Genomic DNA, 24,075 nt, shown 5'->3' on the forward strand with positions numbered 1-24,075 from the left:
CTTTGCTTATTTTTAATACAAGTTTAAATTTAAATTAAATTTAAACTACAATAATTAAGTAAAAAAAGATATACTCCTCTCATAATTTTTTACGCAGAGTAAACAATGTCTAGAGCTGGACGTAGCGATGGTGACTTAACCAAGTCGAAAATTTTGGATGCAGCAGGTCGTTTAATTGCTCAGAATGGTTTTGCAAAAACCACCAGCAAAGCGATTGCGAAGCTTGCCGAAGTCGATTTGGCTGCCATTAACTATCACTTCGACGGTCGTGATGGTCTATATCGTGCCGTATTAGCCGAAGCACATACGCATTATATTGATGAAGAAAAGCTGTTGGCTTTATTAAACAGCTCCCGCACCCCAACTGAAAAACTAGAAGTTTTTTTTGAAACCCTGATCAGCAAATTGGTTGAAACGGATGTGTGGCACAGCAAAGTATTTATTCGTGAACTTTTTTCGCCCACCACACATTTATACGATTTTATGCAAACTGAGGGCGCAAGAAAATTTCTATTAATCAAAAAGATCATTAGCCAAGTCTCAGGTATTGATGAAAACCACCCTGCATTATTAGCCTGCGTTTTGAGCACAGTTGCACCGTGCATGATGCTGATTATCGCTGATTCAAACTTACCTGGGCCACTTAAAAATGTTTCGAAAGTTGAACCTGTGCTTTTGGTCAAACATCTCATGACCTTTTCAGTCGCAGGTTTAGCCGCCGCTAAACAACTTTATCTTTGATAAACCAACTGTCCTTGCTTATAAGTTGCAAGGACTTTGATGTCTTTGATTTTAGACGGTTCAATAGTGATTGGATTGGCGCTTAAAATAACAAAGTCACCGTATTTCCCTGTACTTAATGTGCCTTTAATATCTTCTTCAAAATACTGATATGCAGCCCAGTCTGTCATCGTTTTAAGTCCGATATACGGGCTGACTTTCTGCGCCTGACCCAAAACTTTGCCTGTTCGTGTAGTGCGATTAACCGTTGCATCCAGTACCATCATGCTTTTCGGTGGGATGACAGGAGCATCATGATGCTCGGTGAAAATCATGCCTTTTCTTAAAGCTGAACCTGTCGGTGAAATATGTTCAGCACGCTTTTCACCTAATGTTTGTGCCACATGCCAATCCCCCCAGTAGTAGGTATGCAAAGAAAAAAATGAGGGAATTAGGTGAAGCTGTTTCGCCCGATCCAGTTGATCTTCACGCATGGTTTGCGCATGAATAATCACATCACGTCGCTTTGAAGCATCATATTTCTTTTGCGCATTAGCAATCACATTGAGGTATTGATCAATCGCGGAATCACCATTGGCATGTGCCAAAATAGGCCATTGTTTCTCGAAAGCCAAATCAATCATTTGCTGAACTGTTTTTTGTTCTGGAAATGCAGGATAACCACGATAGTTTTTATCTTTCCCTTCGGGTGGAACCACATAAGGTTCGGTTAACCATGCTGTTTTACCTTGGGGTGAACCATCTAAGCTAATTTTCACGCCACCAATTCTAAAGTGATTCACATAATTTTTACTTACCCCTTTTTCAAGCATATATGCCTGTTCAGAACTAATATCGGGATAAGAGACAACATCAATCGCTAATTTGTTTTGATTGGCCAAACTACGCCAAAGCTCTGAAGTGCCACGATCAGCTCGTCCCTCTTGTACCGTGGTATAGCCATTTGCCATATAGGTCTGTACTGCAGTCAACGCCATCTGTTGCATGATTTCAGGCGGTACGGTTTTAAAAGCTTGCATCATTGCCTCAATCACGACACTTTCTTCCAGTACACCATTTGGAATATTTGTCCCGACCACGCGTCGAATCACCCCACCACTAGGATTGCTACTTTTTTCATTAATGCCTAACAATTCGAGTGCCTTGTGATTTGCAGAAGCCAAATGTCCTGATTGGTGCAAAATCAGCACGGGTTGAGTCGTTGAAATCTGATCTAAGTCCGAGGCTGTTGGATGGGCTTTCTCTTGTAGCTGGGCGTCATCATAACCATTGCCAATCATCCAACCAGAAGTGGCTTTTATAAACTGTGGATTCTGCTTTGCCCACGACTTCATTTCTTGAACCAATGTGGCAATACTGACCACCTTACCATCTGGTGGCGGATATAAATTAGCCACGGTTTGCTGCATACCTACAGAGTTTAAATGACTATGTGCATCAATAATGCCTGGTATGACTGTCTTGTGATTCAAATTCAGACGTTTCGCATGTGGCACAAGCTTTTCAGCCGTGGACAATGCGCCTGTATAACGGATCTTTCCATCTTGAATTAACATGGCATCGACATAGCTGGGCTGCATGCCTTGCATGGTTAAAATGGGGCCACCATAGACCAACAAGGCATTTTTCATTTGTTGTTGTGTATTTGAAACCGTGCTAGACGGACTGGATGTACAACCGCTTGTCAACAACACAGAGGAAGAAAGCACAGTTATGAGTGCAAAAGAAACTTTATTAAAAAACATGGGCTAAACACCTCATATCACTAAATATTATATTTTTACTCTGTACGAGCATTCCTTATATCTATAAAACTTGGATACATCACATCATTACTCTACCTTAGCACTTTAGGTCAGCGCTTGTCAGGCAGAATAAAGTGCTAGATATACAACAGATTATTGTAATAATTTTAAAATGTGCTGCAAACGGATGTGATCTATATTTTCTTTATACACCGCATAAATCGGTGCAATACACGGATTATTGGCCTTGAGCGCTTTATAAACAATCTGCTTATTCCAAAAGTCACGGATGGCTTCAGGCACGATGGATAAGCCAATTCCGGCAGCAATCAAATTTAAACTTGAAGTTAAACGTGGTGCTTCTTGTACGATTTTTGGACTAAAACCTGCTTGATAACAACTGGCCAAAATATTATCGAATAGATCTTGCCCAGCTAAACGTCGGTATAGCACAAAATCATGCGGTTCAAGATCCAGCAAATGAATCGGTTCGGCTTGCTCAGCCAAAGGATGATTGTTGGGTAGAGCCACAATGAGCGGCTCATCCAGTACATGCAAACTGGTTAAACCGAGGCCAATAGGTGCAGGTTTGCGTAAGAACACAATGTCATTTTTTTCATTGCTAATGGAATCAATCAGCGAGCTACTGCCATCTTCTTCCAAATGAATTGAAACACGTGGAAAAGTTTCCCGAAAGTTACGCAGCAACGCTGGTAAAAATGGATGCAAACCAACCGAGTTGGTAAAGCCAATATTAATCTGACCTTCGACCCCCAAAGAAATATCCTGCACACGTTTGGGAATTAACTGTGCATGCGCCAATATCGCAAGGGCTTCTTTGTACAAAACCTTACCTGCTTCTGTGACCTCAACACCACGCGGCAAACGCTTTAATAGCTGCGCATTCAGTTCTTCTTCCAAGCTTTTGATAATCCGTGTCAACGGTGGTTGTTGCATATTCAAACGAACAGCGGCATGCGAAATATTACTTTCTTCTACCACTGCAACAAATGCTCTGAGTTTATGGATATCAATCATGTCTGCCCCATCAAACATACTTTTTCAGTATATATAACGTCAAAAATAGCATTTTTCAATATATCTCTACAGGTTCATACTGAGCTCATTCAACAAAAGGTGAAAGACATGAACACTGAAGTGCTCCCTGCTGAACAAATAACCCACCCGACTTCTCGGGAACTATTTGCAGGCTTTATGAAGCTGGGACTCATGGGCTTTGGTGGTGTATTGCCACTTGCACACCAAATGGTTGTAGAAGACCAAAAATGGCTCAACACGGAAGAGTTCACACACTTATTGGGTGTCTGTCAAATCCTCCCTGGTGGAAACATCATCAATATGGCTGTTGCGATTGGCTATGAGTTTCAGGGTGTTAAAGGTGCGATTAGTGCCGTTCTCGGATTAATTTTTGCACCGACGGTGATTGTGATTTTGCTGTATGAACTTTATGCACAATTTCAAAGTATCCCATTGATTCAGCACATGATTCAGGGACTGGCAGCAGCAGCAGCCGGTTTATTGTTTGCCATGGGTTTAAAAATGTTGAAACCGATTCTGAAAAGTTACCTCACAATCTTTACTATCGCGCTAACCATCGTCTTTATGTTGATCATTAAAATTCCACTGGCACTGACTTTACTGATTTTAGTAGGCATCAATGTCGCGGTCTTAAGCTTGAAAAAAAGAGGAAAAAACGCATGATTTTACTCACCTTAGCCATCGTTTTTACCCAGCTTTCTATATTGGCCTTTGGTGGAGGCAATGCCATTTTGCCTGAGATGCAGCATCAAGTGGTTGAAGTGCATCGTTGGCTTACTGCTACAGAGTTCAGCACCATGTTTGCCATGGCTCAAGCGGCTCCTGGCCCCAATATGATGATTGTACCTTTGGTCGGCTGGCATGTGGCTGGGCCTGCTGGACTGTTCGTGACTTCACTGGCGAAGTTTGGTCCCTCTTCTGTACTGACTGTATTTGCACTCAAATTTTGGAATCAGTTTAAGGATCACCCACTACGTAGCATGTTTGAAAAGGCATTGAAACCCATTACCGTCGGCTTGGTTTTGGTTAGTGCCTATATTATTGCCGCTGCATCTGCTCAGAACTGGTTACTCATCGCAATCGTTATCGTCGCTACTGGTTTAAGCTTAGTTAAAAAACTTCATCCACTGTGGGTCATGCTCTTTGGGGCAGTATCAGGCGCACTGTTTTTATAAACAGTCTGTTCATTATAATCAGTATCCAATAACACATACTTTCTGTTTCACCGTTACTTTCAAATAAATAGTTTAAGCCTTGCATCTGAAAACCAAGATGCAAGGCTTTGCCATTTGAGTCAATAAACATGTGAAAAAATCAAGGGTTAGGAAATATTTCCACCCAATGCAGTGATTAATTGCGCTGTATTTTTTAATTGGATTTGTTGCAACTCTAATGTGCTCTGTTCAGCTTGTAGCCTTAAATTCTGCGCCGTGACCACTTCCAAATAACTGACTAAACCTGCGTTATAACGTCGCATCACCACTTGTTCATTTTCTTTGCTCAGTTGTAGCAACTGAGCTTGTTCCAATTGTTGTTGCTTCAAACTTGAAGTCTGCATTAAGGCATCATCGACTTCCTTCCAGCCCGTAAGTACAGCTTGCTTATAGGCTGCTAATTTTTCGTCATAGCTTGCCTGCGCTTGAGCAATTTCAGCTTGACGTTTTCCACCATCAAAAATAACCGAAGCCGCTTCTAATCCCGTAGACCATAAGTATGCAGGGGCTTGGAACAATTGGCCCAACACTTGACTATTTAAACTCGCATTAAGACTAATACTAAGATCTGGTAACCAAGCCGTTTGCGCTAAACCCAACTGCGCATGTGTGCTCGCAAGCTCCCGCTCTGCACGAATCACGTCGGGACGTTGCATGAGTAAACGACTGGGTAGCTGCGCAGGTACAGCAGGAATACTCAAACGTTGCTGACGTTTTGCCAATTGAAACTGAGCCACACTTTTACCCTGTAAGACTGACAGCACATTTTCCTGTAAATTGCGTTCCCGCTGCGTTTCGATTTGCTGTATTTGCACTTGTTTCAACTGCGTTTCTGCCTGTATTACATCTGCCCGCGCAATCATCCCTGCTGTATATTGGTTTTTTAAAATTTGCACCGAACGTAGGTAACTTTTTTGGGTCTGCTGTAATACATCAAGCTGCGCATCCAAAACACGAATGTTCCAATAAGCCTCAGTCGCCAATAACTGCTGATTTAACTTGACTGCGGCTAAGTCAGCCTGCACCGCTTCTAAATTTGCCTGTTGTTCCTCTATCGCTTTTGCTACACGTCCCCACACATCGGGAATCCAACTGGCCTGAACCCCTGTACTAAACTGGCTATTTGGAGAAACATGCTTTGCACCATTACGGTTGGCAGCGCCTTCTAAGCTTAGATTGACAGAACGACTGGCTTTTTGCTGCTCAAGTAAAGCATTGGCTTGTCTATAGCGTGCTTCGGCCTGTTTTAGATTTAAGTTTTCTGCATTTAACTGTTGCAACAGTTGACTTAAAATAGGGTCTTGATAAATGTCCCACCATGCAGCTGTCTTACCTTTTAACTTTGCGGTTTCTGTCCAATTAAGCACCGCATATTTGTATTGATCAGCCGCTTGAATCATCGGTGTTTTATATTCAGGAGGACGTACGACCGCCGTAGAACTACATGCAGTCAACAACAATACACAACTTAGGCTGAAGACATTTTTATAAACCAAACCTGACATTCTATTTTCCTATTTCTTTATCTATTTGCCTAAGCTTTGCAGCACAAATTTACGTTTAAATCTTGAACAAGATTCAGCCCATTTTTCAAAGAGCAAATACAAAACAGGCGTTGTATACAAAGTTAAAAGCTGTCCAAGCGCCAAACCACCCACAATGACCACACCCAAAGGTTGACGTAACTCTGCCCCTTCACCCCAACTACAAGCCAGCGGAATCGCACCTAATAATGCTGCAGTATTGGTCATTAAAATCGGACGAAAACGTAGAGCCGCAGCAGACAACACAGCTTGATATGCTGACTTTCCTGCACGCCGTTCATATAAAGTAAAATCAATCAATAAAATGGCATTTTTCACCACGATACCAATAAGTAAAAACATGCCCAATAATGCAATCAGGGTAAACTCAAAGTTAAATATCCATAAGGTCAACAGTGCACCCAAAGCCACAGCAGGTATAGTCGATAAAATCGTTAATGGATGCACCACACTTTCATAGGTCACCCCAAGCACGATATAAATCAGCACAATCACCGCAAGAATCAGTAAGGGGGTGCTTAATCCCGCTTGTAAACTTTCTGCCTCGACATCTTTATCTGTGGTCATAAAAACGTTGTTTGGCAACATCACTTCAGTGAGGACAGATCGGATCGCGGCATCAGCCTGTTCATAGCTATAGCCCTGTTTCACCACATAACCAATACCCATCGCGGCGTATTGATTACGTCGATACACCCGATCATTGGTAATTCCATAAGACCATGTCGCAAAGTTACGCAGTGGCACAGCCTGTCCATCTTTATTGGGAACCTGTACATTGGCTAAGGATTCAGGATGTTCCGTGAAGTGTTTATCTACTTCCATGACCACATGAAACTGTTGGGTCTGATCATAAATGGTTGAAATCTGGCGCTGTGAAAATGAGTTATTCAATACACTCGAAATGCTTTCAATATCAACGCCCAAACGACGTGCTGCTTCACGGTCTACATCTAGGGTGACATGCTGTGCACCTTCATCCCCCATGGTTTCCACCTCCTCAAGTTCAGGCAGTTTTTGCATGGCCTGTGCAACTTTCGGCACCCATTTGCGTAGCTGTGCAACCTCATCTGACTGTAGTAACAGCATATAATCTTGACCACTGCCACTTGAAAAAGGATCATCCAGTTCTAATTCCTGTTCCACACGTGCTGAGAAAATTGCTCCAGCCTGCCACGGCGCATTTTTTTTCATACGCTCGACAATGGCATGTGAGCTTTGCCCCTCACGTTCCGATTTGGGTTTTAAACTCACCATGAAAAAGGAATTGGTGGTTCCGCCTGCTCCCCCTGAAGTTCCAACCACATCTTTTACAGCAGGATCACTCAGCAAGCTTTGGCTAAAGGCTGCAATTTTGGGTTGCATAATTTGAAAAGAAAACCCGTCATCACCACGAATAAAAGCCTCAACTCGTCCTGTATCTTGCTCAGGCAATACTCGTTTAGGGAGGTGCTGATAGACATAGAATGAGGCCCCAATCGCACCTAGCCAAAATAAAATCACGACATAGCCATGTGCTAGCATCCATTTTAAAGATATTAAATAAGCATGATTGAACTGCTGCATGCAACGATGGCTAAATTGATATAAAGGCTGATGTTGGTCGCTCTCTAACGGTTTTAAACAACGTGCAGATAAGCTTGGTGTTAGTACCAAGGACACAAAAACGGATAACACTACAATAAAAACTAAGGTCAGTGAAAACTCACGGAACAGCCGCTCAATCACACCGCCCATAAACAGCACTGAAATGAAAATCACCACCAATGCCAAATTCATGGCCACTAAAGTCAGCCCCACCTCCTGAATCCCTTTAATGGCGGCCTGTACAGGAGAGTCTCCCTGCTCAATATGACGCTCAATATTTTCCAGCACTACAATCGCATCATCCACCACCAATCCAATAGCGACAATCACCGCCATAATGGAGAGGTTATTGAGCGAAAAACCTGCCAAATACACCAAACTACACGCCCCGACCAAAGTCACCAGCATGGCAATACTTGGTACAAGGGCGCTTTGTACACGCCCTAACATTAAAGCAACGACAATAATCACCAACAGCATGGAAAACAACAGCGTATCTCGGGCTTCCGCTAAGCCTGCGCGAATGATTTCAGAACCATCCATCACCGTAGTCAATTGTGCGTCTGCGGGTATGAGTGATTTTAGTTCAGGCAGTTTTTCTTTGATTTGATCAATGGTCGCAACAGTATTGGCATTGGGTTGACGGCTGATTTTGATAATCACCGCGGGTTTACCATTATGAAAACCACTGACATAGCGGTTTTCAACAGAATCTTGCACCTCAGCCACATCTTTTAAACGCACAATTGCTTGAGCATTACGATGAATCACCAAGTTGGCAAAATCTTGCGCTTGTTTTAAATCATTCGACAGTGCAACTTGCCAACGAAGTTGATCGCTTTCAACCACACCTAAAGCTTGTACCGTATTACTTTTTTCAATTGCGGTACGGACTTGTTCCAATGAAACACCCTGTGCAATGAGTGCATTCGGATTTAAGGTGATCCGCACCGCAGGCATAGACGCGCCATCAATTTCAACCTCACCAACTCCACTTATCTGCGCAAGATTGGGCTGGAGTTGATTGCTGGCAATTTCATATAATTTACCCGCAGATAAATGCTCTGAACTGAATGCCAAATAAAAAATTGGGCTTTGGCTGGGATTAACCTTGAAATATTCAGGTGGGCTAGGCATCCCTGATGGAAGTTGCGACATTGCAGCATTAATCGCAGCCTGTACTTCTCTCGCGGCTTCATTAATGTCCGTATCTAAGTCAAAGTGCAAAGTGACTTGCGTTGCGTTTTGACTACTGGAAGAGTTAATTGCTTTTACCCCAGAAACGCCCATCATGGCCCGTTCTAAAGGTGTTGCAACGGTTGCCGACATACTTTCAGGACTTGCTCCAGGTAAACTGGCCCGCACCACAATGGTCGGAATATCTGCCTGAGGTAAGGACGCCACGGGTAAGCGGAAATACGCCAATACACCAAGCAACACAATTGCAATGCCCAATAACACACTGGCAACAGGACGATGAACCAAAGCAGAGAGCAGTTTCAAGACTCGCTCCTTGTTTCATCAAATTCAGCGAAAGGCAGCTTTGGTTTTTGAAAAGCATGCTGTAAACGGTCAAAAAACAAATAGACCACAGGCGTGGTAAATAAGGTCAGCACCTGACTTAAAATCAAACCACCAACCATGACAATCCCCAGAGGCTGGCGTAATTCAGCCCCTGAACCAGATGCCAACATGAGTGGAATTGCACCGACCAATGCCGCCAATGTCGTCATTAAAATGGGGCGGAATCGCATCAACGCTGCCTGATAAATCGCTTGCTGAGGTGAAAGACCCTCTTGGCGCTGCGCTGCCAAAGCAAAGTCCACCATCATGATGCCGTTTTTCTTCACCAAACCGATCAATAAAATAATGCCGATTAAAGCAATCATATCGAGTGGTCGACCTACCATAAACAGCGCCAGTAAAGCACCAATTGCAGCAGACGGTAAGGTTGAAAGAATGGTGATGGGATGAATAAAACTCTCATACAGCATCCCAAGCACGATATACATGGTCACAATCGCTGCAATCACCAACCAAAAGGTATGCTGTTGCGAGTTTTCAAATGCAGCAGCCGCCCCTTGTAGCTGAAGCTTAACTTCAGCAGGTAAATTGAGCTGCTGTTCCACACGTTGAATGGCTTGGATGGCATCTCCCAAAGCGACGCCTGTTGCAAGGTTGAAAGAGATACCGTTGGCAGGAAATTGAGCTTGCTGCTGTAAAATAATTGGGACACGTTTTTGCACAATACTGGCCACAGAACTGAGTAAAATCGGCTCTCCGCTGGCATTATGGATATAGCTTTGTTCTAAAGCTTGTATACCTTGAGTTAATTCTGGCGCCAGCTCGAGCACAATGCGGTACTGATTCGACTGGGTATATAAAGTTGCAATTTGTCGCTGTGCAAATAGATTTTGCAAAGCCAAACTAATGTCTTCTACTGTTAAGCCGAATCTCGCTGCTGCATCTCGATTGACATCAATATACGCCTGTAAACCTTGCCCAGCATTTTCACTGCTCACTTATGCAAACTCAGGTTGTTGGCGTAAAGCATCTACCAAGACAGGTGTCCATAGCGCTAAATCTGTGTTTTTTGCTGCTGTCAAACTGAGCTGATATTGAGTTCGACTAATTTTATCTTCAATACTTAACTCCTGCACAGGTTGCATCCAAGCTTGAATACCCTGAACATGAACCAACTCTTCACGCAGACGTGCCATCACTTGATCTGCACCCGCTCGTTCTGCATGGGACTTTAAGTTAATAAGAATTCGGCCATTACTGAGTTTCGGGTTATTGGCATCAATACCAATAAATGAAGACAGGCTTTCAACAGCGGGATCTTTTAAAATTTTAGCCGCTAGTGCTTGCTGGCGCTCACTCATGGCTTGAAATGAAATATCGTCTGGGGCTTCGGTCACTACTTGGATAACGCCACTGTCCTGCACAGGGAAAAAGCCTTTCGGAATCATCCAATACAAGAACCCTGCGAATAACACTGTACTGAGCATAACTGTCAGTGTCAGGGTTTGATGCCGAAATACCCATTGCAAAGCTTTTCCATACTGCTGAATAATGCCATCTAGACTCCATCTATTCGCTGAAGTTTGATGCTCTGCTTCTTTTAGTGAAGCTTTGCCTTTGAGCAAATAAGCACACATCATTGGCGTTAAGGTTAAAGAGACCACTAGAGAAATCGCAATTGCAGCCGCCAAAGTCACTGCAAACTCATGGAATAATCGACCTACTACATCGCCCATAAACAACAGTGGAATGAGAACTGCAATCAATGAAATGGTTAAAGAAATGAGCGTAAAACCAATTTCCTTCGACCCTTTGAATGCCGCTTGCATCAGGCTTTCACCCGCTTCACGATGTCGTGCAATATTTTCCAACATCACAATCGCATCATCCACTACAAAGCCTGTAGCAATGGTCAGCGCCATTAAAGTCAGGTTGTTGACTGAAAAACCTAAAAAATACATCAGTACAAACGTACCAATGATTGAAAGTGGAACGGCAATACTCGGAATAATGGTGGCAGATAAATTTCTCAAAAAGAGAAAAGTCACCATGACGACTAAACAGACTGCAAAAACCAATTCCTTTTGTACATCGTGGATTGAACTACGAATACTCTCGGTACGATCGGTCAGTACACGAATTTTGACGTTTTCGGGCAGGTTCTTTTGCAGCTCAGGCAACAACTGCTTAATCTGATCGGCCACTTGAATCACGTTGGCATTCGGTTGGCGCTGTACATTCACCAAAATGGCGGCTTGACTGTCTGCCCATGCCGCCATATAGCGGTCTTCACTGCCTTCAATCACCTGTGCCACATCTTTTAATCGAATTGGGGCACCGTTATTCCAGCGTAAAATAAGGCTTTCATAGTCTCCAATTGAACGACTTTGATCATTGGCATCCAGCATCGTACTGCGATATGGCCCATCAAAACTGCCTTTGGGTTGACTGGCATTGGCGGCATTAATTGCCGTGCGGACATCTTCGGCACTTATTTTATAAGCGGCAAGTGCAGCAGGATTCATTTGCACCCGTATTGCTGGTCGTTGCCCACCAGCAAGGCTCACCATACCCACACCCGTCAGTTGTGACAGCTTTTGTGCCACCCGAGTATCCACCATGTCATAAACCGTGGTGAGGGGTAAAGTTTCTGAACTAATTGCTAAGGTAATGACAGGCACATCGGCCGGATTGACCTTTCGATATACAGGTGGTGTTGGCAAATCACTTGGCAATTTACTGCTGGCAGTGCTGAGTGCAGATTGTACTTCTTGCTCTACTACACCCAGTTCAGCACTTAACTCAAACTGTAAGGTAATGACAGATGCCCCGACAGAACTCTGCGAAGACATTTGTTTTAAGCCCGCAATTTTGCCCATTTCCCGTTCAAGCGGTGCGGTGATAGTCCGTTGTACCGTGTCAGGGTTTGCCCCAGGCTGAAAGGTATAGACCTGAATAATGGGATAGTCGACCTGTGGTAGGGCTGATACGGGTAAAAGTCGCCAAACCAATAGTCCACTAAACAGCAATGCCAACATCAACAACGTGGTTGCGACTGGACGGACAATAAAGAACTTTGAAATATTCATGTCTTATCCAACAGCAGGTTTTGATGTGGCCATCGCTTGAGGTTGATCCGAGACAATTTGAACTTCTTTGCCTTCTGCAAGACGATCAATCCCTTCTAAAACCACCTGCTCCGTTCCGTTTAAGCCTGTTAAAACTTGAATCTGACCGTTAGAACTTAAACCCAAAGTGAGCATACGAATTTCTGCTTTTTTCTTCGGATTAACGATATACACATAAGTCCCTTTGGCCCCATGTTGCACGGCGTCACTTGGAATGCTGACAGCGTTTCGAATAGTGTGTGCATTTAAACGAACATTGACAAACTGATTGGGAAATAAGACATCATCACGATTATCAAAAATGGCTTTAATCTTTAATGTGCCAGTATTGGCATCAATCTGGTTATCCAACGCCTGTACATGACCAACCGCAAGCTGCTTTTGTTCTGCTTTATCCCATGCCTTGACTGGGACTTGATGTCCCTGTTTCATGTTGTTACGCAAATGAGCCAAATCATGTTCAGCCACTGAAAACTGTACATAAATAGGATGAACTTGAGTGATGCTGACCAAACCTGTCGTGTCATTGGCCTGTATTAAATTACCTGCATCTTTCTGCTGAAAACCAACTCGACCATTAATCGGCGAATAAATTTTGGTATAAGACAATTGTAATTTGGCTGCATCAACCTCAGCTTGATTGGCCTGTATTTGCCCTTTCAACTGATTGACTAAAGCTTGCTGTTGCTCTACTTGTTGTTTAGCAATTGAGTCTTGCTTAAAAAGCAGTTGATAACGTGCTAACTCCGTTCCTGCATTTCGGAGTTGCGCTAAGTTTTGCTGTTGTGTGCCTTCTGCCTGTGCCAAAGCCACTTGAAATGGTGCAGGGTCAACTTGAGCAAGAAGTTGTCCTTTTTGAACCGTCTGACCTTCTTTAAAATAAATCTGCTTGAGAACACCAGAAACCTGAGTTTGCACATTCACTGTATGGGTCGGAACAACTGTACCGATGGCTTTAATTTCCACCTGCAAGTCTTGTCGCTGTACAGACACGATACGTACAGGCACAGGTTTATCCCATTGACTATATTCTTCGCTAGGCTGCGACATAGTATTTTTCCAATACAGCCCTCCCATGCCTAACAACAAAATGACAATAATCAATCCAATATAATATGTTCGACGATGAAGAAAATGCTTTGCTGGGTCGTTATTGTTCAATGGCTCACTCATTACATTTCCTATTCATTACAAAAAATTCTCGCCCAACACGTACTGTTCAAAACGATAAGACCCATACAATTTTTTAAAATTTGATCAAATTAAGTATTTAAAAAATTGACACTTCTTATTACAAATCACGCATATCTATTTATAAGACGGATGAAAACCTAAAAAAGCTCACAACAAATGTTGCGTTTTGTAATTGCATTTAATAATGATTATCATTAATATTCAACCATTCATTTACTTATTCCACTTTTACTGCTGAGATTCAGGATATTTTTCTAGGGTCATGAGTTGAAAATATGAACTTAAATGTCCAAAAAAAAATGTGGTTTAGCCAGATATACAGCACACACCAAACCACGCTGTTGTCATGGTTTAAACATAAATTGCAACATCATCATCAGTCTGAAGACCTGAGTCAGGAGGTGTTTTATCGTGCACTTAAAAGTGAATACTGTTTTGAAAAAATTAAAGAGCCTCAAGCATGGCTCATGGGTATTGCAAAACATGTGATTATTGATCACTGGCGACATCAACATGTTGAAAGGTTGTATTTAGATGCTTTGGCTCAGTTACCTGAAAACTACTACCCTTCGGCTGAGCATGAGGTGTGCATTCGAGAAACGCTTTATCAAGTACATCGCATGCTTGAGAAGCTACCGACGCGTACAGCACAGGTCTTTCTAATGTCCCAGTTAGATGGTCTCACCTATCGGGTGATTAGTGAGAAATTGAATATTTCTGAAGCAACGGTAAAAAGAGATATGAAACAGGCTTTTTTAGCTTGTATAAGTCTTTATAATCCTGTTGATTAATTCATCTTATTATAACACTTATGCCACAGCACTCTTCTTTACCTAATCATATCCTAGATGAAGCAGCCGATTGGCTAGTACTGATTCATTCTGGAGAGGTAACCGAGGAACAACGAGAGCAATTTGAGCAGTGGAAGTCAAAAAATAAAGAACATGCTTTGGCTATTTCACAGATTGAACGTTTTACACAAGGATTGTCTGATTTACCCAATTCTTTCCAACCAGATACCTTAGTTAAGTCTAAACATACATTTAGCACCTCTTTAAAGCACAATATGCTGTTTGGATTATCAGGGTTCTGCATTATTGGCTTAAGTCTTTATTGTATCCCTTGGGCAAAGCTACAAGCTGATTACCATAGCCAAGTGGGTGAAATTAAAACTGTGCCTTTAGCGGATGGCACAGAATTGATTTTAGCCAGTAATAGTTATGTCAATATCGACTTTTCAAAACAAACCAGACAAGTTGAATTGGTTGAAGGTGAGATTTATATTCAGACGGCAAAAGATCCGAAGCATCGCCCATTTATAGTCACGACCAAAGATGGAAAGATTGAAGCCTTAGGTACACAGTTTACAGTTCGCCAAGAAGACGAATATCGCACTAAAGTCAAAGTTTATGAACATGCGGTAGCCTTATATCCTGCCAAAACAGATACACGCAAACTTTTACAACAAGGCCAACGTACCAGTTTTGATGCCGATACAATTTCAGCCATCAATCCACTGAAAAATGAGCAACCGTATTGGACGCAACATCTACTGGTTGTGGAGCAATGGCCACTTAAAAAAGTACTAGATGAATTGTACCGTTATCAAAATGGAACCTATTTTCTCGCTCCTGAGCTTGAAAATGTGCATGTTTCAGGCGTATTTTCATTAAAAAACCCAAAACAAAGCCTAGAGAACTTGGCCTATACCCATCAGCTTGAGCTGGATTATTACAGTTCATATCTATTAAAAATAAAAAAAAGATAAAAATATGACCCTTTTTTTGAGCTGACTCGACTTATACAGAAATACACTCCTAGTCGAGAACACCGCATGAAGGATTATCAGGCAAAAAGTAGATTAGCAATGGCTATTCGGGCAGTTTTATGGGGCATGCCACTAATGGCAGGAAGCCTTACCACTACTGCTATTTATGCTGCCACAACTTATCCTGTGAATATTACAAAACTCCCTTTGGATCAGGCATTGAAGCAACTCGCAATCCAAACGGGTACCACGATCAGCTATGACGCAAAGACACTCTCAAATTTGCAAGCCAAAGCACTAAAAGGTAATTATGCAGTAGATGAGGCTCTGGCTGTATTATTACAGCCTTATGCTTTGGTTGCAGTAAAAGTAAATCATGGTGGTTACAGCATTCAAGCGAAACAACGAGTTCAAGCTGAAACACGAGATGTTCAACTCGAAGCTATTCATAGCCAAGCCAATAAAAATGCTCAAAGTAGTCAGGCGACGAATCCAGATGGATCAGCTCAACTTGCAACTATTTCCCTTAAAGCAGATCAAGGCAATAATTTAACAACCGAAGGTTCTGGCCTTTATACAGCCAAAGCAACCACTGCATCTACAGGTTTAGCACTATCACTAAAAGAAACGCCACAATTAGTGAGTGTCATTACCCGCCAACAAATGGAAGATCAAAACCTGACGCAACTGACCGATGTTGTTTCACAAGCCGCAGGTTTAACCATTAGCCAAAATGGTAATATCGGCAGTGATAACTCACCTATTTATGCACGCGGTCAAACAGTTGATAACTATTTGCTTGATGGCGTAAAGCTGATGAGTTCATATACCAGTATCTTTCAAAGCCAAGACACTGCTTTATTTGACCGTGTTGAAGTGGTCCGTGGCGCCAATGGTTTAATGACGGGTGCAGGCTCTGCCAGTGCCAGTATTAATATGGTGCGGAAAAAACCTTTGCAAGATTTCAAAGCTTCCGTCAGCACCAGTGCAGGTTCTTGGGACACCTATCGTACCGATATTGATGTCTCTACACCATTAAACCAAGCAGGCACGATCCGTGGACGTACTGTTCTAGCCTACCAAACGGGCGATTCTTATATTGACCGTTATAGTGAGGAACGTAAAATTGCCTATGGAGTGGTTGAAGCAGACCTTACAGAAAAAACCAAAGCCAGTTTAGGGGTCAGCTACCAACAAATAGATATTTCAGGCATTGCTCGTGGTGGTTTACCTTCATTTTATACCGATGGTAGTCTCATCAACTGGTCACGTTCAGATTCAAATGCTGCAAGTTGGAGTAGTTCTGACCGAACAACAACTGCATATTTTGCAGATATTGAGCACCAATTTAACGAACGTTGGAAACTGAAAGGCACTGCATCTCGAACAATTACCGCTTCTGATGAAATTGTCGGTTATGGGTACTCACGCTCAGGAATTAATAAAGAAACAGGGGCTGGTACTTTACTTTATGGATCTCATTGGGACTATGAACCAACTCAGGACTTATTTAACTTAACCTTAAATGGTTCATTTGACTTACTCAACCAAACCCATGATGTGGTTTTAGGTACAACCTATGCCAGAAGTAAAAATAAACGCCCAACCTATTCGGGTTGGAGTGTAAATACTTTAGATAATATTTTCGAGTGGGATGGAAATACACCTACACGCCCTGAAATGCCAATTGGCGGCTGGTACAGCAATGATGAGAAAAGCCTATCTGTATTTGGTGCAGTACGTCTAAAACTAGCAGATCCCCTAGCTGTGATTTTAGGAACACGTGTTGAAAATTGGCAACGTACAGATAATGAGTACACGTACTCAAGTCAAACTCTGGATGCTTCAAAACGCGAAGAAAAAGGTAAAGTCATTCCTTATGTGGGCATTACTTATGATTTCACAGAGCAATGGACAGGTTATGCAAGTTATACCAATATTTTCTTACCACAAGACAAGAAATCAGTCTCAGGTGGCTATGTTGATCCACTGGTAGGAAATAGTACGGAACTCGGTATTAAGGGTGAATTCTTTGATAACCAATTAAACATTGGTGCCGCACTCTATCAAACCCAAGAAGATAATAAAGCCATTGCTTTAGATGAACCAGATTCAGATGGCAATACGGTTTACCGTACCGAATCTGGCACAAAAAGTCGTGGTTTTGAAATAGAAGGCACAGGCAAGTTAACAGATACATGGCAAGTTTCTGCAAGTTTTTCACGAAATATCTCTCAGGACAAAGATGGTAATAATTTAAATACCAACATTCCAAATAATACCGCTAAATTATTTAGCACTTATACTCTGCCTTATTTCAATGAAGCATTAACTGTTGGTGGTGGACTACGCTGGCAAAGTGAGATTTATCAAGATAATGGGCCAAACGGTACTCGTTTCACACAAGACAGCTATGCATTGGTTGACTTGATGGCGCGTTATAAGATCAATGAAAACCTACTGCTGAACTTCAATTTAAATAACTTATTTAATGAAAAATATCATCTATCAACCACCAACAGCTATTATGGTGCACCTACCAACTTTAGAGTAGGTCTGAAATACGACTGGTAAACTTAAATCTAAGAAATAAGTTTATATCAATCTTTCACTGATCATTGAGTTGTATATCTGCGGCATTATTTTTGTATGAAAGTAATGCCGCTTTTTTATGTATTATTTTTCTCTCATGAAACGCGTCAGCTAGACAAAACGTTATCTCTTGTTCAAAAGTGCCTTCAAATGTTGTTGTACTGCAGGCCATTCAGTTTTTAAAATACTGTACACATACGTATCTCTTAAAATATCGTTTTGTACAATTTGATGACTTCTAAGCACCCCATCTAATTTTGCCCCCAAACGCTCAATTGCCGTCCGACTTTTAAAATTAAAAGAGGATGTACGGAACTCAACCGCAATACAATTCAAAATATCAAATGCATGCGTAAGCAACAGATTTTTACACTCCGTATTGACATAACTGCGCTGCGCGGACTGGCTATACCATGTTGAGCCAATTTCAACACGGCGGTGCTCGGCTTCTATATTCATAAAAGTCGTCATCCCTAACAGCCTCCCACTGTCTCGTTCTTCCACCGTAAATGGCAACATACTCCCCAACTGCTGTAAATCTAGGCGGCGTTGAATTTCAGCAGTCATCTGCTCAGGTGAAGGAATGCGGGTATACCATAGTTTCCATAGCTCGCCATCACGCACTGCATCACACAGTGCTGGTGCATGTTCCAACTTAAGCGGTTTTAATGTAATTCGTTCACCCTGTAAAACTACAGGTTTGAAGCACTGCATGGCTCACTCCTTATATTTCAATTATTTAACTCAGCTCAAAATATTGTTATATGGACGTATTTTTTGCTGCTGCAATCAGATGCATCGCGTCTGCAATCTCAACCTGCCCGGTTTCTTTCAGTGCATTTGCCACACCTAGAACATCTCGCTGATCTTTGTTTTGCCCAAGTTTCAATTTGCCCTGCAAACGCGTAATTTCAATTTCAATCCCTACAATTGCTTTTAACATGGGTTCAAGATAATCCTTAGGTGCATCCGACATTTTCCATGGCTCTGGCTGTGTTGCTTCATGAGTTCGTGTCAAACGTGCCACCACACCACGCACATAACGCTCATCATCTCGAATAGTTACTCGACCATAAGCATGTACCACTCGATAGTTCCATGTCGGCACTTGCTGATGATGCTCTTGTTTGCTGGGATACCACTGCGGTGAGATATAAGCATCTCCCGCTCGAAAGACCACCATCACTTCATCCCCATTATTCACATCCTGCCAAACAAGATTATGTCGAGAAACATGAGCATGTAACATCCCAAGTTCAGTATGATCGACTTGTAACTCAAAAGGTAAATGGTTTGCATCTAAACCACTTCGTCCATGGGTAAACAAAATACCCAATGGATAATTCTGTATGAGCTGATGTAGCTCTTCAACTTGGGTTACTTCAAATTCTGCAGGGATATACACAGCTTTGCCTCCTTGAGCTCATTATTGCTGTATTTGTTGTTGTAAATTCTCTGGTTTAATTGGATTATTCAAAAGTACCAGTATGTATTACTTTGAGTAGACCAGAATTATGGCAAGAATGGCAAAAGTCGTAGAACTTCCCTCTATCACAAAGCTTAATAAAATACAGGGAAAAATAGCCGCCCAACTCATTCAAGCCTTACGACAAGCAGTACAAAATGGCGATTTACAAGCGGGCGACCCTTTACCCTCGTCACGTGAATTGGCGATCACATTAAGTGTCTCACGGGGCACCATAATTGAAGTATATGATCAGCTCTTGGCTGAGGGCGTTTTAGAAGCACGTGCGCGTCAAGGCACTTTTGTTTCAGATAACTTGGCACGTTCAAAGCGTCAGCAAACTCAAGAGCGGAGAAATACTGATCCTACTCACGTTCAGCTAACACCCGCAGCTCAGGCCTATGCTGAAGTATTGAAAGAATTTAAACCGCTTCCTCATCTTCCTTTTGCAGTCTCTGTACCTGTTGGACGCACCCAACCAAATGATATTTGGAGAAAATTTGGCAATCGCTACCGCGCACGGGGCGTCGCAGCACCCTCTGGGTATGATGACCCACAAGGTGTATTTTCCTTACGTGTTGCGATTGCCGACTATGTACGACGCTCTCGTTCTGTACACTGTGAAGCTGAACAAATAGTCATTACTAGTGGCATCCAACAGGCACTCTATATCTGTAGTCAGATTCTATTTAAAGCACAAGATCAAGTCTGGGTCGAAGACCCTGCTTATCGAGGGACAACTGCCCTATTAGAAAACTCAATACAACCCTTACATATTGTTCGTGTGCCCGTAGATGAAGAAGGAATTCAAGTCGATACAGGTATAAACCTCGCGCCAAATGCCCGTGCAGCCTTTGTCACCCCATCTCACCAATATCCAATTGGGATGCCCATGAGTTTAGCCAGAAGAACCGCATTACTCGCTTGGGCCAAACAGAAAAGCGCTTGGATTATTGAGGATGATTATGACAGTGAACTGCGCTACAGTGGCCAGCCTTTTCCAGCCTTGCAAGGGTTAGCACCTGAACAAGTCATCTATTTAGGGACATTTAGCAAAGTACTGTTTCCATCACTGCGACTCGGCTATGCCGTACTGCCCAAAGCTTTGGTGTCCCCTTTTTGTGGATTACGTGTTCTGATCGACCGTCATCCTCCCTCTGCTGATCAGCATGTTCTGGCTGCCTTTATTCAAGAAGGTTATTTAGAACGTCACATTCGACGGATTCGCAATGTCTATGCTGAGAACCGTCGATATTTGATTGGCATGATTGAGCGTTATATTCCAAAACACTTAGGTTATTTACAAGCTGGAGATCAAGGTATGCATATGGTGCTATGGCTTGCAGATTACATGGATGATCGGGAAATCGCTCAAGCGGTACTAGATGCTGGTATTGCAATTAAAGCGGTTTCCCCGACCTTTTCGTTGGAACGTAAACGCTCTGGATTAGTGCTTGGTTTAGGAGATTTTGATCAGGATCAGATAAAAATAGCTATCCAAACTGTAGCAATTATTTTGAAATCTCATGCCAAACCGAACCAAATTGAAAGAAGTTAAATTAATATTTATTTCACGTGATATATCATTATATTGCGTATAATACACATGAAATGGCATTCGGAGATAAAGCTACATTGTCGATAAAATGAAGCACTGTCCCCTAAACAAAACTGCTCCATTCAGCGAATAGGTAAAAGATACAAACGAAATGAATTCAAAAAAAGCAACATTGATTGGTCTAGGTGCGATTTTATTATGGAGTTTAATTGTTGCCCTGATTAAAGAAGTAAGCCATGCTTTTGGCGCTGTTGGTGGAGCCGCTCTTATTTATTCATTGGCTTCTGTTTTTTTGCTGCTCTCCTTTGGTTGGACTCGGTTAAAAGAATTTCCTCTTCCCTATCTAGTTTGGGGCAGTTTGCTGTTTGTCTCTTATGAAATTTGCCTTGCCCTGTCCATTGGTTACTCAACCAGTAGTCGACAAGCCATTGAAGTTGGTATGGTGAACTACCTGTGGCCGACCTTTACCATTATCTTTGCGATTGTATTTAATAAACAAAAAGCCAATTTTCTCATCGTACCCGGCTTTTTTATCTCGCTAATAGGAATTTGTTGGGTATTAGGCGGTGATCAAGGATTAAGCCTTGAGGGCATGCTAAGCAATGTTCAAAATAACCCTCTAAGTTATGGCTTAGCATTACTCGGCACCGTACTTTGGGCGTCTTATTGCACCATCACCGCAAAAATGGCAAATGGTAAAAATGGGGTGACGCTCTTTTTCATTTTAGTTTCAATTGTGCTGTGGGTTAAATGGTTGTTGTTAGGTGAAGGCACTTTGAATTTTGAACTGCAACCCACCATTTATTTAGTCCTTGCAGCCTTTGCGATGGGTATGGGCTATGGTGCATGGAATATTGGTATATTGCATGGCAATGTCACCCTATTGGCTGCTGCGTCGTATTTTATTCCTGTATTTTCCGCTGTAGTTTCCGCTGTCATTTTAAGTACGCATTTAACTTTCAGTTTTTGGCAAGGTGCTTTGATGGTCTGTCTCGGCGCTTTATTGTGTTGGGTTTCAACCAAAACCAAAGCTTAAATGATTCAAAACAGAGTCTATTTCAGGAAAATTTTCAGCTCTAACGCTTATCCTTAAAACCCGTAACTTAATAAAAAAGCCAACGTATGCAATATCATCGTTGGCTTTAATTACTTTAAACCAGTTGGGTGGATATTAGCGTTCACGCAGTGCTTCTTTGGCTTTGTTAAACGGTTTAATTAAATAGTCCAGCACCGTCTTGTGCCCTGTTTTAATATCTACGACTGCCACCATACCTGGTGTAATGTTAAATTGTTTACCCTGCTTATTCATCAATTTATTGGAGCCTGCGTTTTACACTCATCTTAGTATTCCATAAATATTCCTCAGATTGGTCATATTACAATCTGTAGAAAACCAAAATAATTGAGTAAACAACGAATACACTCATTCATACTCAAGAATTGAGACGATGCCTCTTTATATTAGGGGTATTTTACCCCCCTATCGTTTGCAACTCATCAAAACTTCGATGATTTAAACAGCTGATAATTGAACACAGAAATCTTTAGAATTTATAGCAAATTGGACTTTATATAATATTGTTTCTATATGCTCATCTGTCGTATAGGCTCCAAAGCTAAAGCGCACCGTATGTGCAGCCAGTTCCTCATTCAGTCCTAAAGCATTTAATACATGAGACTGAGTTGCATGATGTGAATTACAGGCCGATCCACTCGAAACCGCAGCAACCTGTTTAACCGCCGAAAGAATAGAATTTGCCTGCTCACATAAAAAACTGACATTCAAATAATTGGCAACATGTTTGTTCGGATGACCATTAAGTTTCACAGGAGTTAAAGCCTGTAAACTCGTTAAAAATTGATTCCTTAATTTTTGAATACGTTGTTGTTCTTCAACTAAGTTTATTTTAGCCAGTCTACAGGCTTCCCCCATCCCAACAATTTGATGTGTCGCTAAAGTTCCTGAACGCAAACCCTGTTCATGCCCACCGCCATGAATTTGAGTCTTGATTTGTTTTTGAATGCCTTGACGCACATAGAGCGCACCAATGCCTTTGGGGCCATATATTTTGTGGGCGGATAGGCTGAGTAAATCAATATGCATCTCATGAACATCAATCTCTGTCTTTCCTACAGCTTGTGCCGCATCAACATGAAATAAAATTTGATGCTGATGCGCCAATAGTCCAATGGCTTGAATATCGGTTAATGTACCAATTTCGTTATTGACCATCATCAGCGAAATTAAAACCGTATTGGGTTGAATAGCATGTTCTACCTGTTCTGGGTGAATCACGCCTGTACCTAATTCAGGTTGTAAATAAGTCACCTGAAAACCGAGACTTTCTAGCTCTGCACAGGTATCTAAAACGGCCTTATGCTCTATTTTGCTGGTAATAATGTGTTTATTTTGATTTTTATAACAATCTAAAGTACCTTTGATCGCGAGGTTATTTGACTCTGTTGCACCAGAAGTCCAAATAATTTCTTGCGGATTGGCACGAATTAAATCAGCCACATGCTGCCTAGATGTGGCGATATGTTTTGCAGCATCCCAACCATAATGATGCGATTGTGAAGCAGGATTTCCAAAATCACCTTCTACAGACAAACATCGAATCATTGCTTGAGAGATTTCAGGGAGAATAGGTGTTGTTGCTGCATAATCCAAATAAATTAATCTGCTCATTTTAATCACTATTAAAAATAAATTTAGAATGATTATAAAGGATGAAATTTATTCTATTTATATGGATTTAATCATACCTTATCAACAATATTAAGCTTATAAAAAAATCGTCAGCTCTAGCATTCACTAACGATTTTAATATGGCTTTGTTGCATAAACATTCAAAAGCTGAGTTCTCCCCAATCCATTCAAATTTAAGACACAACTTGGGTGCGAGGTCTACCTAATTCCGTAAATCTATTCAGAACTGCCACACGCGCATGAATT

16 protein-coding genes and 2 pseudogenes are annotated in these 24,075 nt (G+C 41.9%); 8 read left to right on the forward strand and 10 right to left on the reverse strand.

Annotated elements, in window-relative coordinates; genetic code table 11:
• Positions 1 to 105 precede the first annotated feature (105 nt).
• On the forward strand, positions 106 to 741 hold the full coding sequence (locus tag GBI16_RS10925; protein ID WP_151707073.1) for a TetR/AcrR family transcriptional regulator: 636 nt from the start codon (positions 106 to 108) through the stop codon (positions 739 to 741).
• Here the strand turns inward: GBI16_RS10925 and GBI16_RS10930 are convergent.
• Both GBI16_RS10930 and GBI16_RS10935 read right to left on the reverse strand, forming a co-directional pair.
• On the reverse strand, positions 732 to 2,486 hold the full coding sequence (locus tag GBI16_RS10930; RefSeq protein ID WP_151707074.1) for an amidohydrolase: 1,755 nt from the start codon (positions 2,484 to 2,486) through the stop codon (positions 732 to 734). The genes GBI16_RS10925 and GBI16_RS10930 overlap by 10 nt on opposite strands.
• Before the next feature lie 153 nt (positions 2,487 to 2,639).
• Positions 2,640 to 3,524: a LysR family transcriptional regulator gene (locus GBI16_RS10935; protein WP_086209596.1), complete on the reverse strand. Its 885-nt coding sequence runs from the start codon at positions 3,522 to 3,524 to the stop codon at positions 2,640 to 2,642.
• Positions 3,525 to 3,632: 108 nt separating this feature from the next.
• On the opposite strand from GBI16_RS10935, the gene GBI16_RS10940 reads away from it, so the two are divergent.
• Both GBI16_RS10940 and GBI16_RS10945 read left to right on the forward strand, forming a co-directional pair.
• Complete coding sequence (locus GBI16_RS10940; protein ID WP_151707075.1) at positions 3,633 to 4,208, forward strand: chromate transporter; 576 nt, start codon at positions 3,633 to 3,635, stop codon at positions 4,206 to 4,208.
• Complete coding sequence (locus GBI16_RS10945; RefSeq protein ID WP_086209371.1) at positions 4,205 to 4,720, forward strand: chromate transporter; 516 nt, start codon at positions 4,205 to 4,207, stop codon at positions 4,718 to 4,720. Before GBI16_RS10940 ends, GBI16_RS10945 begins: the two co-directional genes overlap by 4 nt.
• A 146-nt stretch (positions 4,721 to 4,866) precedes the next feature.
• Here GBI16_RS10945 and GBI16_RS10950 read toward each other — a convergent pair whose 3' ends face one another.
• The 4 genes and pseudogenes from GBI16_RS10950 to GBI16_RS10965 all read right to left on the reverse strand — a co-directional run bounded on the left by GBI16_RS10950 (position 4,867) and on the right by GBI16_RS10965 (position 13,715).
• Entirely contained in the window at positions 4,867 to 6,264 is a 1,398-nt protein-coding gene (locus GBI16_RS10950) for an efflux transporter outer membrane subunit (protein WP_151707076.1), read from the reverse strand.
• A 21-nt stretch (positions 6,265 to 6,285) separates the two neighbouring features.
• Entirely contained in the window at positions 6,286 to 9,393 is a 3,108-nt protein-coding gene (locus GBI16_RS10955) for an efflux RND transporter permease subunit (RefSeq protein ID WP_151707077.1), read from the reverse strand.
• A pseudogene (locus GBI16_RS10960) lies at positions 9,390 to 12,503 on the reverse strand (multidrug efflux RND transporter permease subunit). The gene GBI16_RS10955 and the pseudogene GBI16_RS10960 overlap by 4 nt, the downstream one beginning before the upstream one ends.
• A gap of 3 nt (positions 12,504 to 12,506) precedes the next feature.
• Positions 12,507 to 13,715, reverse strand: a complete 1,209-nt coding sequence (locus GBI16_RS10965) for an efflux RND transporter periplasmic adaptor subunit (protein ID WP_086209375.1) — start codon at positions 13,713 to 13,715, stop codon at positions 12,507 to 12,509.
• Positions 13,716 to 14,011: 296 nt separating this feature from the next.
• Here GBI16_RS10965 and GBI16_RS10970 point away from each other — a divergent pair, with 296 nt between their 5' ends.
• From GBI16_RS10970 to GBI16_RS10980, 3 genes are all read left to right on the forward strand, one after another.
• Positions 14,012 to 14,527 (forward strand): sigma-70 family RNA polymerase sigma factor, encoded by a 516-nt coding sequence (locus tag GBI16_RS10970; protein WP_086209376.1) that lies wholly within the window; start codon positions 14,012 to 14,014, stop codon positions 14,525 to 14,527.
• 20 nt (positions 14,528 to 14,547) lie between these two features.
• The gene (locus tag GBI16_RS10975; protein ID WP_086209377.1) at positions 14,548 to 15,504 is read left to right on the forward strand and encodes a FecR family protein; all 957 of its coding nucleotides are present in this window, start codon (positions 14,548 to 14,550) and stop codon (positions 15,502 to 15,504) included.
• Between the two features lie 66 nt (positions 15,505 to 15,570).
• Positions 15,571 to 18,078 (forward strand): TonB-dependent receptor, encoded by a 2,508-nt coding sequence (locus GBI16_RS10980; RefSeq protein WP_086209378.1) that lies wholly within the window; start codon positions 15,571 to 15,573, stop codon positions 18,076 to 18,078.
• Positions 18,079 to 18,219: 141 nt separating this feature from the next.
• Here the strand turns inward: GBI16_RS10980 and GBI16_RS10985 are convergent, their stop codons facing one another.
• On the reverse strand, positions 18,220 to 18,810 hold the full coding sequence (locus GBI16_RS10985) for a GNAT family N-acetyltransferase (protein ID WP_086209379.1): 591 nt from the start codon (positions 18,808 to 18,810) through the stop codon (positions 18,220 to 18,222).
• A 46-nt stretch (positions 18,811 to 18,856) separates the two neighbouring features.
• Positions 18,857 to 19,501 carry an FMN-binding negative transcriptional regulator gene (locus GBI16_RS10990; protein ID WP_086209380.1) on the reverse strand — a complete coding sequence of 215 codons (645 nt, stop codon included), beginning with the start codon at positions 19,499 to 19,501 and terminating at the stop codon, positions 18,857 to 18,859.
• Between the two features lie 109 nt (positions 19,502 to 19,610).
• Between GBI16_RS10990 and GBI16_RS10995 the strand changes: the two genes are divergently transcribed.
• A complete protein-coding gene (locus GBI16_RS10995; RefSeq protein WP_086209381.1) occupies positions 19,611 to 21,119 on the forward strand; it encodes a PLP-dependent aminotransferase family protein in 1,509 nt (502 codons plus the stop codon).
• A 151-nt stretch (positions 21,120 to 21,270) separates the two neighbouring features.
• Complete coding sequence (gene yddG, locus GBI16_RS11000) at positions 21,271 to 22,155, forward strand: aromatic amino acid DMT transporter YddG (RefSeq protein WP_151707078.1); 885 nt, start codon at positions 21,271 to 21,273, stop codon at positions 22,153 to 22,155.
• A 135-nt stretch (positions 22,156 to 22,290) separates the two neighbouring features.
• On the opposite strand, the pseudogene GBI16_RS11005 reads toward yddG, so the two are convergent.
• Positions 22,291 to 22,440 (reverse strand): annotated as a pseudogene (locus tag GBI16_RS11005) (secretion protein HlyD); the annotation flags it as partial.
• A 192-nt stretch (positions 22,441 to 22,632) separates the two neighbouring features.
• Entirely contained in the window at positions 22,633 to 23,808 is a 1,176-nt protein-coding gene (locus GBI16_RS11010) for a cysteine desulfurase family protein (protein ID WP_086209383.1), read from the reverse strand.
• Between the last annotated feature and the right edge of the window lie 267 nt (positions 23,809 to 24,075).

The organism is Acinetobacter sp. TUM15064, assembly GCF_008980265.1.
Lineage (GTDB): Bacteria > Pseudomonadota > Gammaproteobacteria > Pseudomonadales > Moraxellaceae > Acinetobacter.

Coding starts and splice junctions, on each gene's coding strand:
- GBI16_RS10925 (WP_151707073.1), top strand. CDS start 106: ATGTCTAGAGCTGGACGTAGCGATGGTGACTTAACCAAGTCGAAAATT.
- GBI16_RS10930 (WP_151707074.1), bottom strand. CDS start 2,486: ATGTTTTTTAATAAAGTTTCTTTTGCACTCATAACTGTGCTTTCTTCC.
- GBI16_RS10935 (WP_086209596.1), bottom strand. CDS start 3,524: ATGATTGATATCCATAAACTCAGAGCATTTGTTGCAGTGGTAGAAGAA.
- GBI16_RS10940 (WP_151707075.1), top strand. CDS start 3,633: ATGAACACTGAAGTGCTCCCTGCTGAACAAATAACCCACCCGACTTCT.
- GBI16_RS10945 (WP_086209371.1), top strand. CDS start 4,205: ATGATTTTACTCACCTTAGCCATCGTTTTTACCCAGCTTTCTATATTG.
- GBI16_RS10950 (WP_151707076.1), bottom strand. CDS start 6,264: ATGTCAGGTTTGGTTTATAAAAATGTCTTCAGCCTAAGTTGTGTATTG.
- GBI16_RS10965 (WP_086209375.1), bottom strand. CDS start 13,715: ATGAGTGAGCCATTGAACAATAACGACCCAGCAAAGCATTTTCTTCAT.
- GBI16_RS10970 (WP_086209376.1), top strand. CDS start 14,012: ATGAACTTAAATGTCCAAAAAAAAATGTGGTTTAGCCAGATATACAGC.
- GBI16_RS10975 (WP_086209377.1), top strand. CDS start 14,548: ATGCCACAGCACTCTTCTTTACCTAATCATATCCTAGATGAAGCAGCC.
- GBI16_RS10980 (WP_086209378.1), top strand. CDS start 15,571: ATGAAGGATTATCAGGCAAAAAGTAGATTAGCAATGGCTATTCGGGCA.
- GBI16_RS10985 (WP_086209379.1), bottom strand. CDS start 18,810: ATGCAGTGCTTCAAACCTGTAGTTTTACAGGGTGAACGAATTACATTA.
- GBI16_RS10995 (WP_086209381.1), top strand. CDS start 19,611: ATGGCAAGAATGGCAAAAGTCGTAGAACTTCCCTCTATCACAAAGCTT.
- yddG (WP_151707078.1), top strand. CDS start 21,271: ATGAATTCAAAAAAAGCAACATTGATTGGTCTAGGTGCGATTTTATTA.
- GBI16_RS11010 (WP_086209383.1), bottom strand. CDS start 23,808: ATGAGCAGATTAATTTATTTGGATTATGCAGCAACAACACCTATTCTC.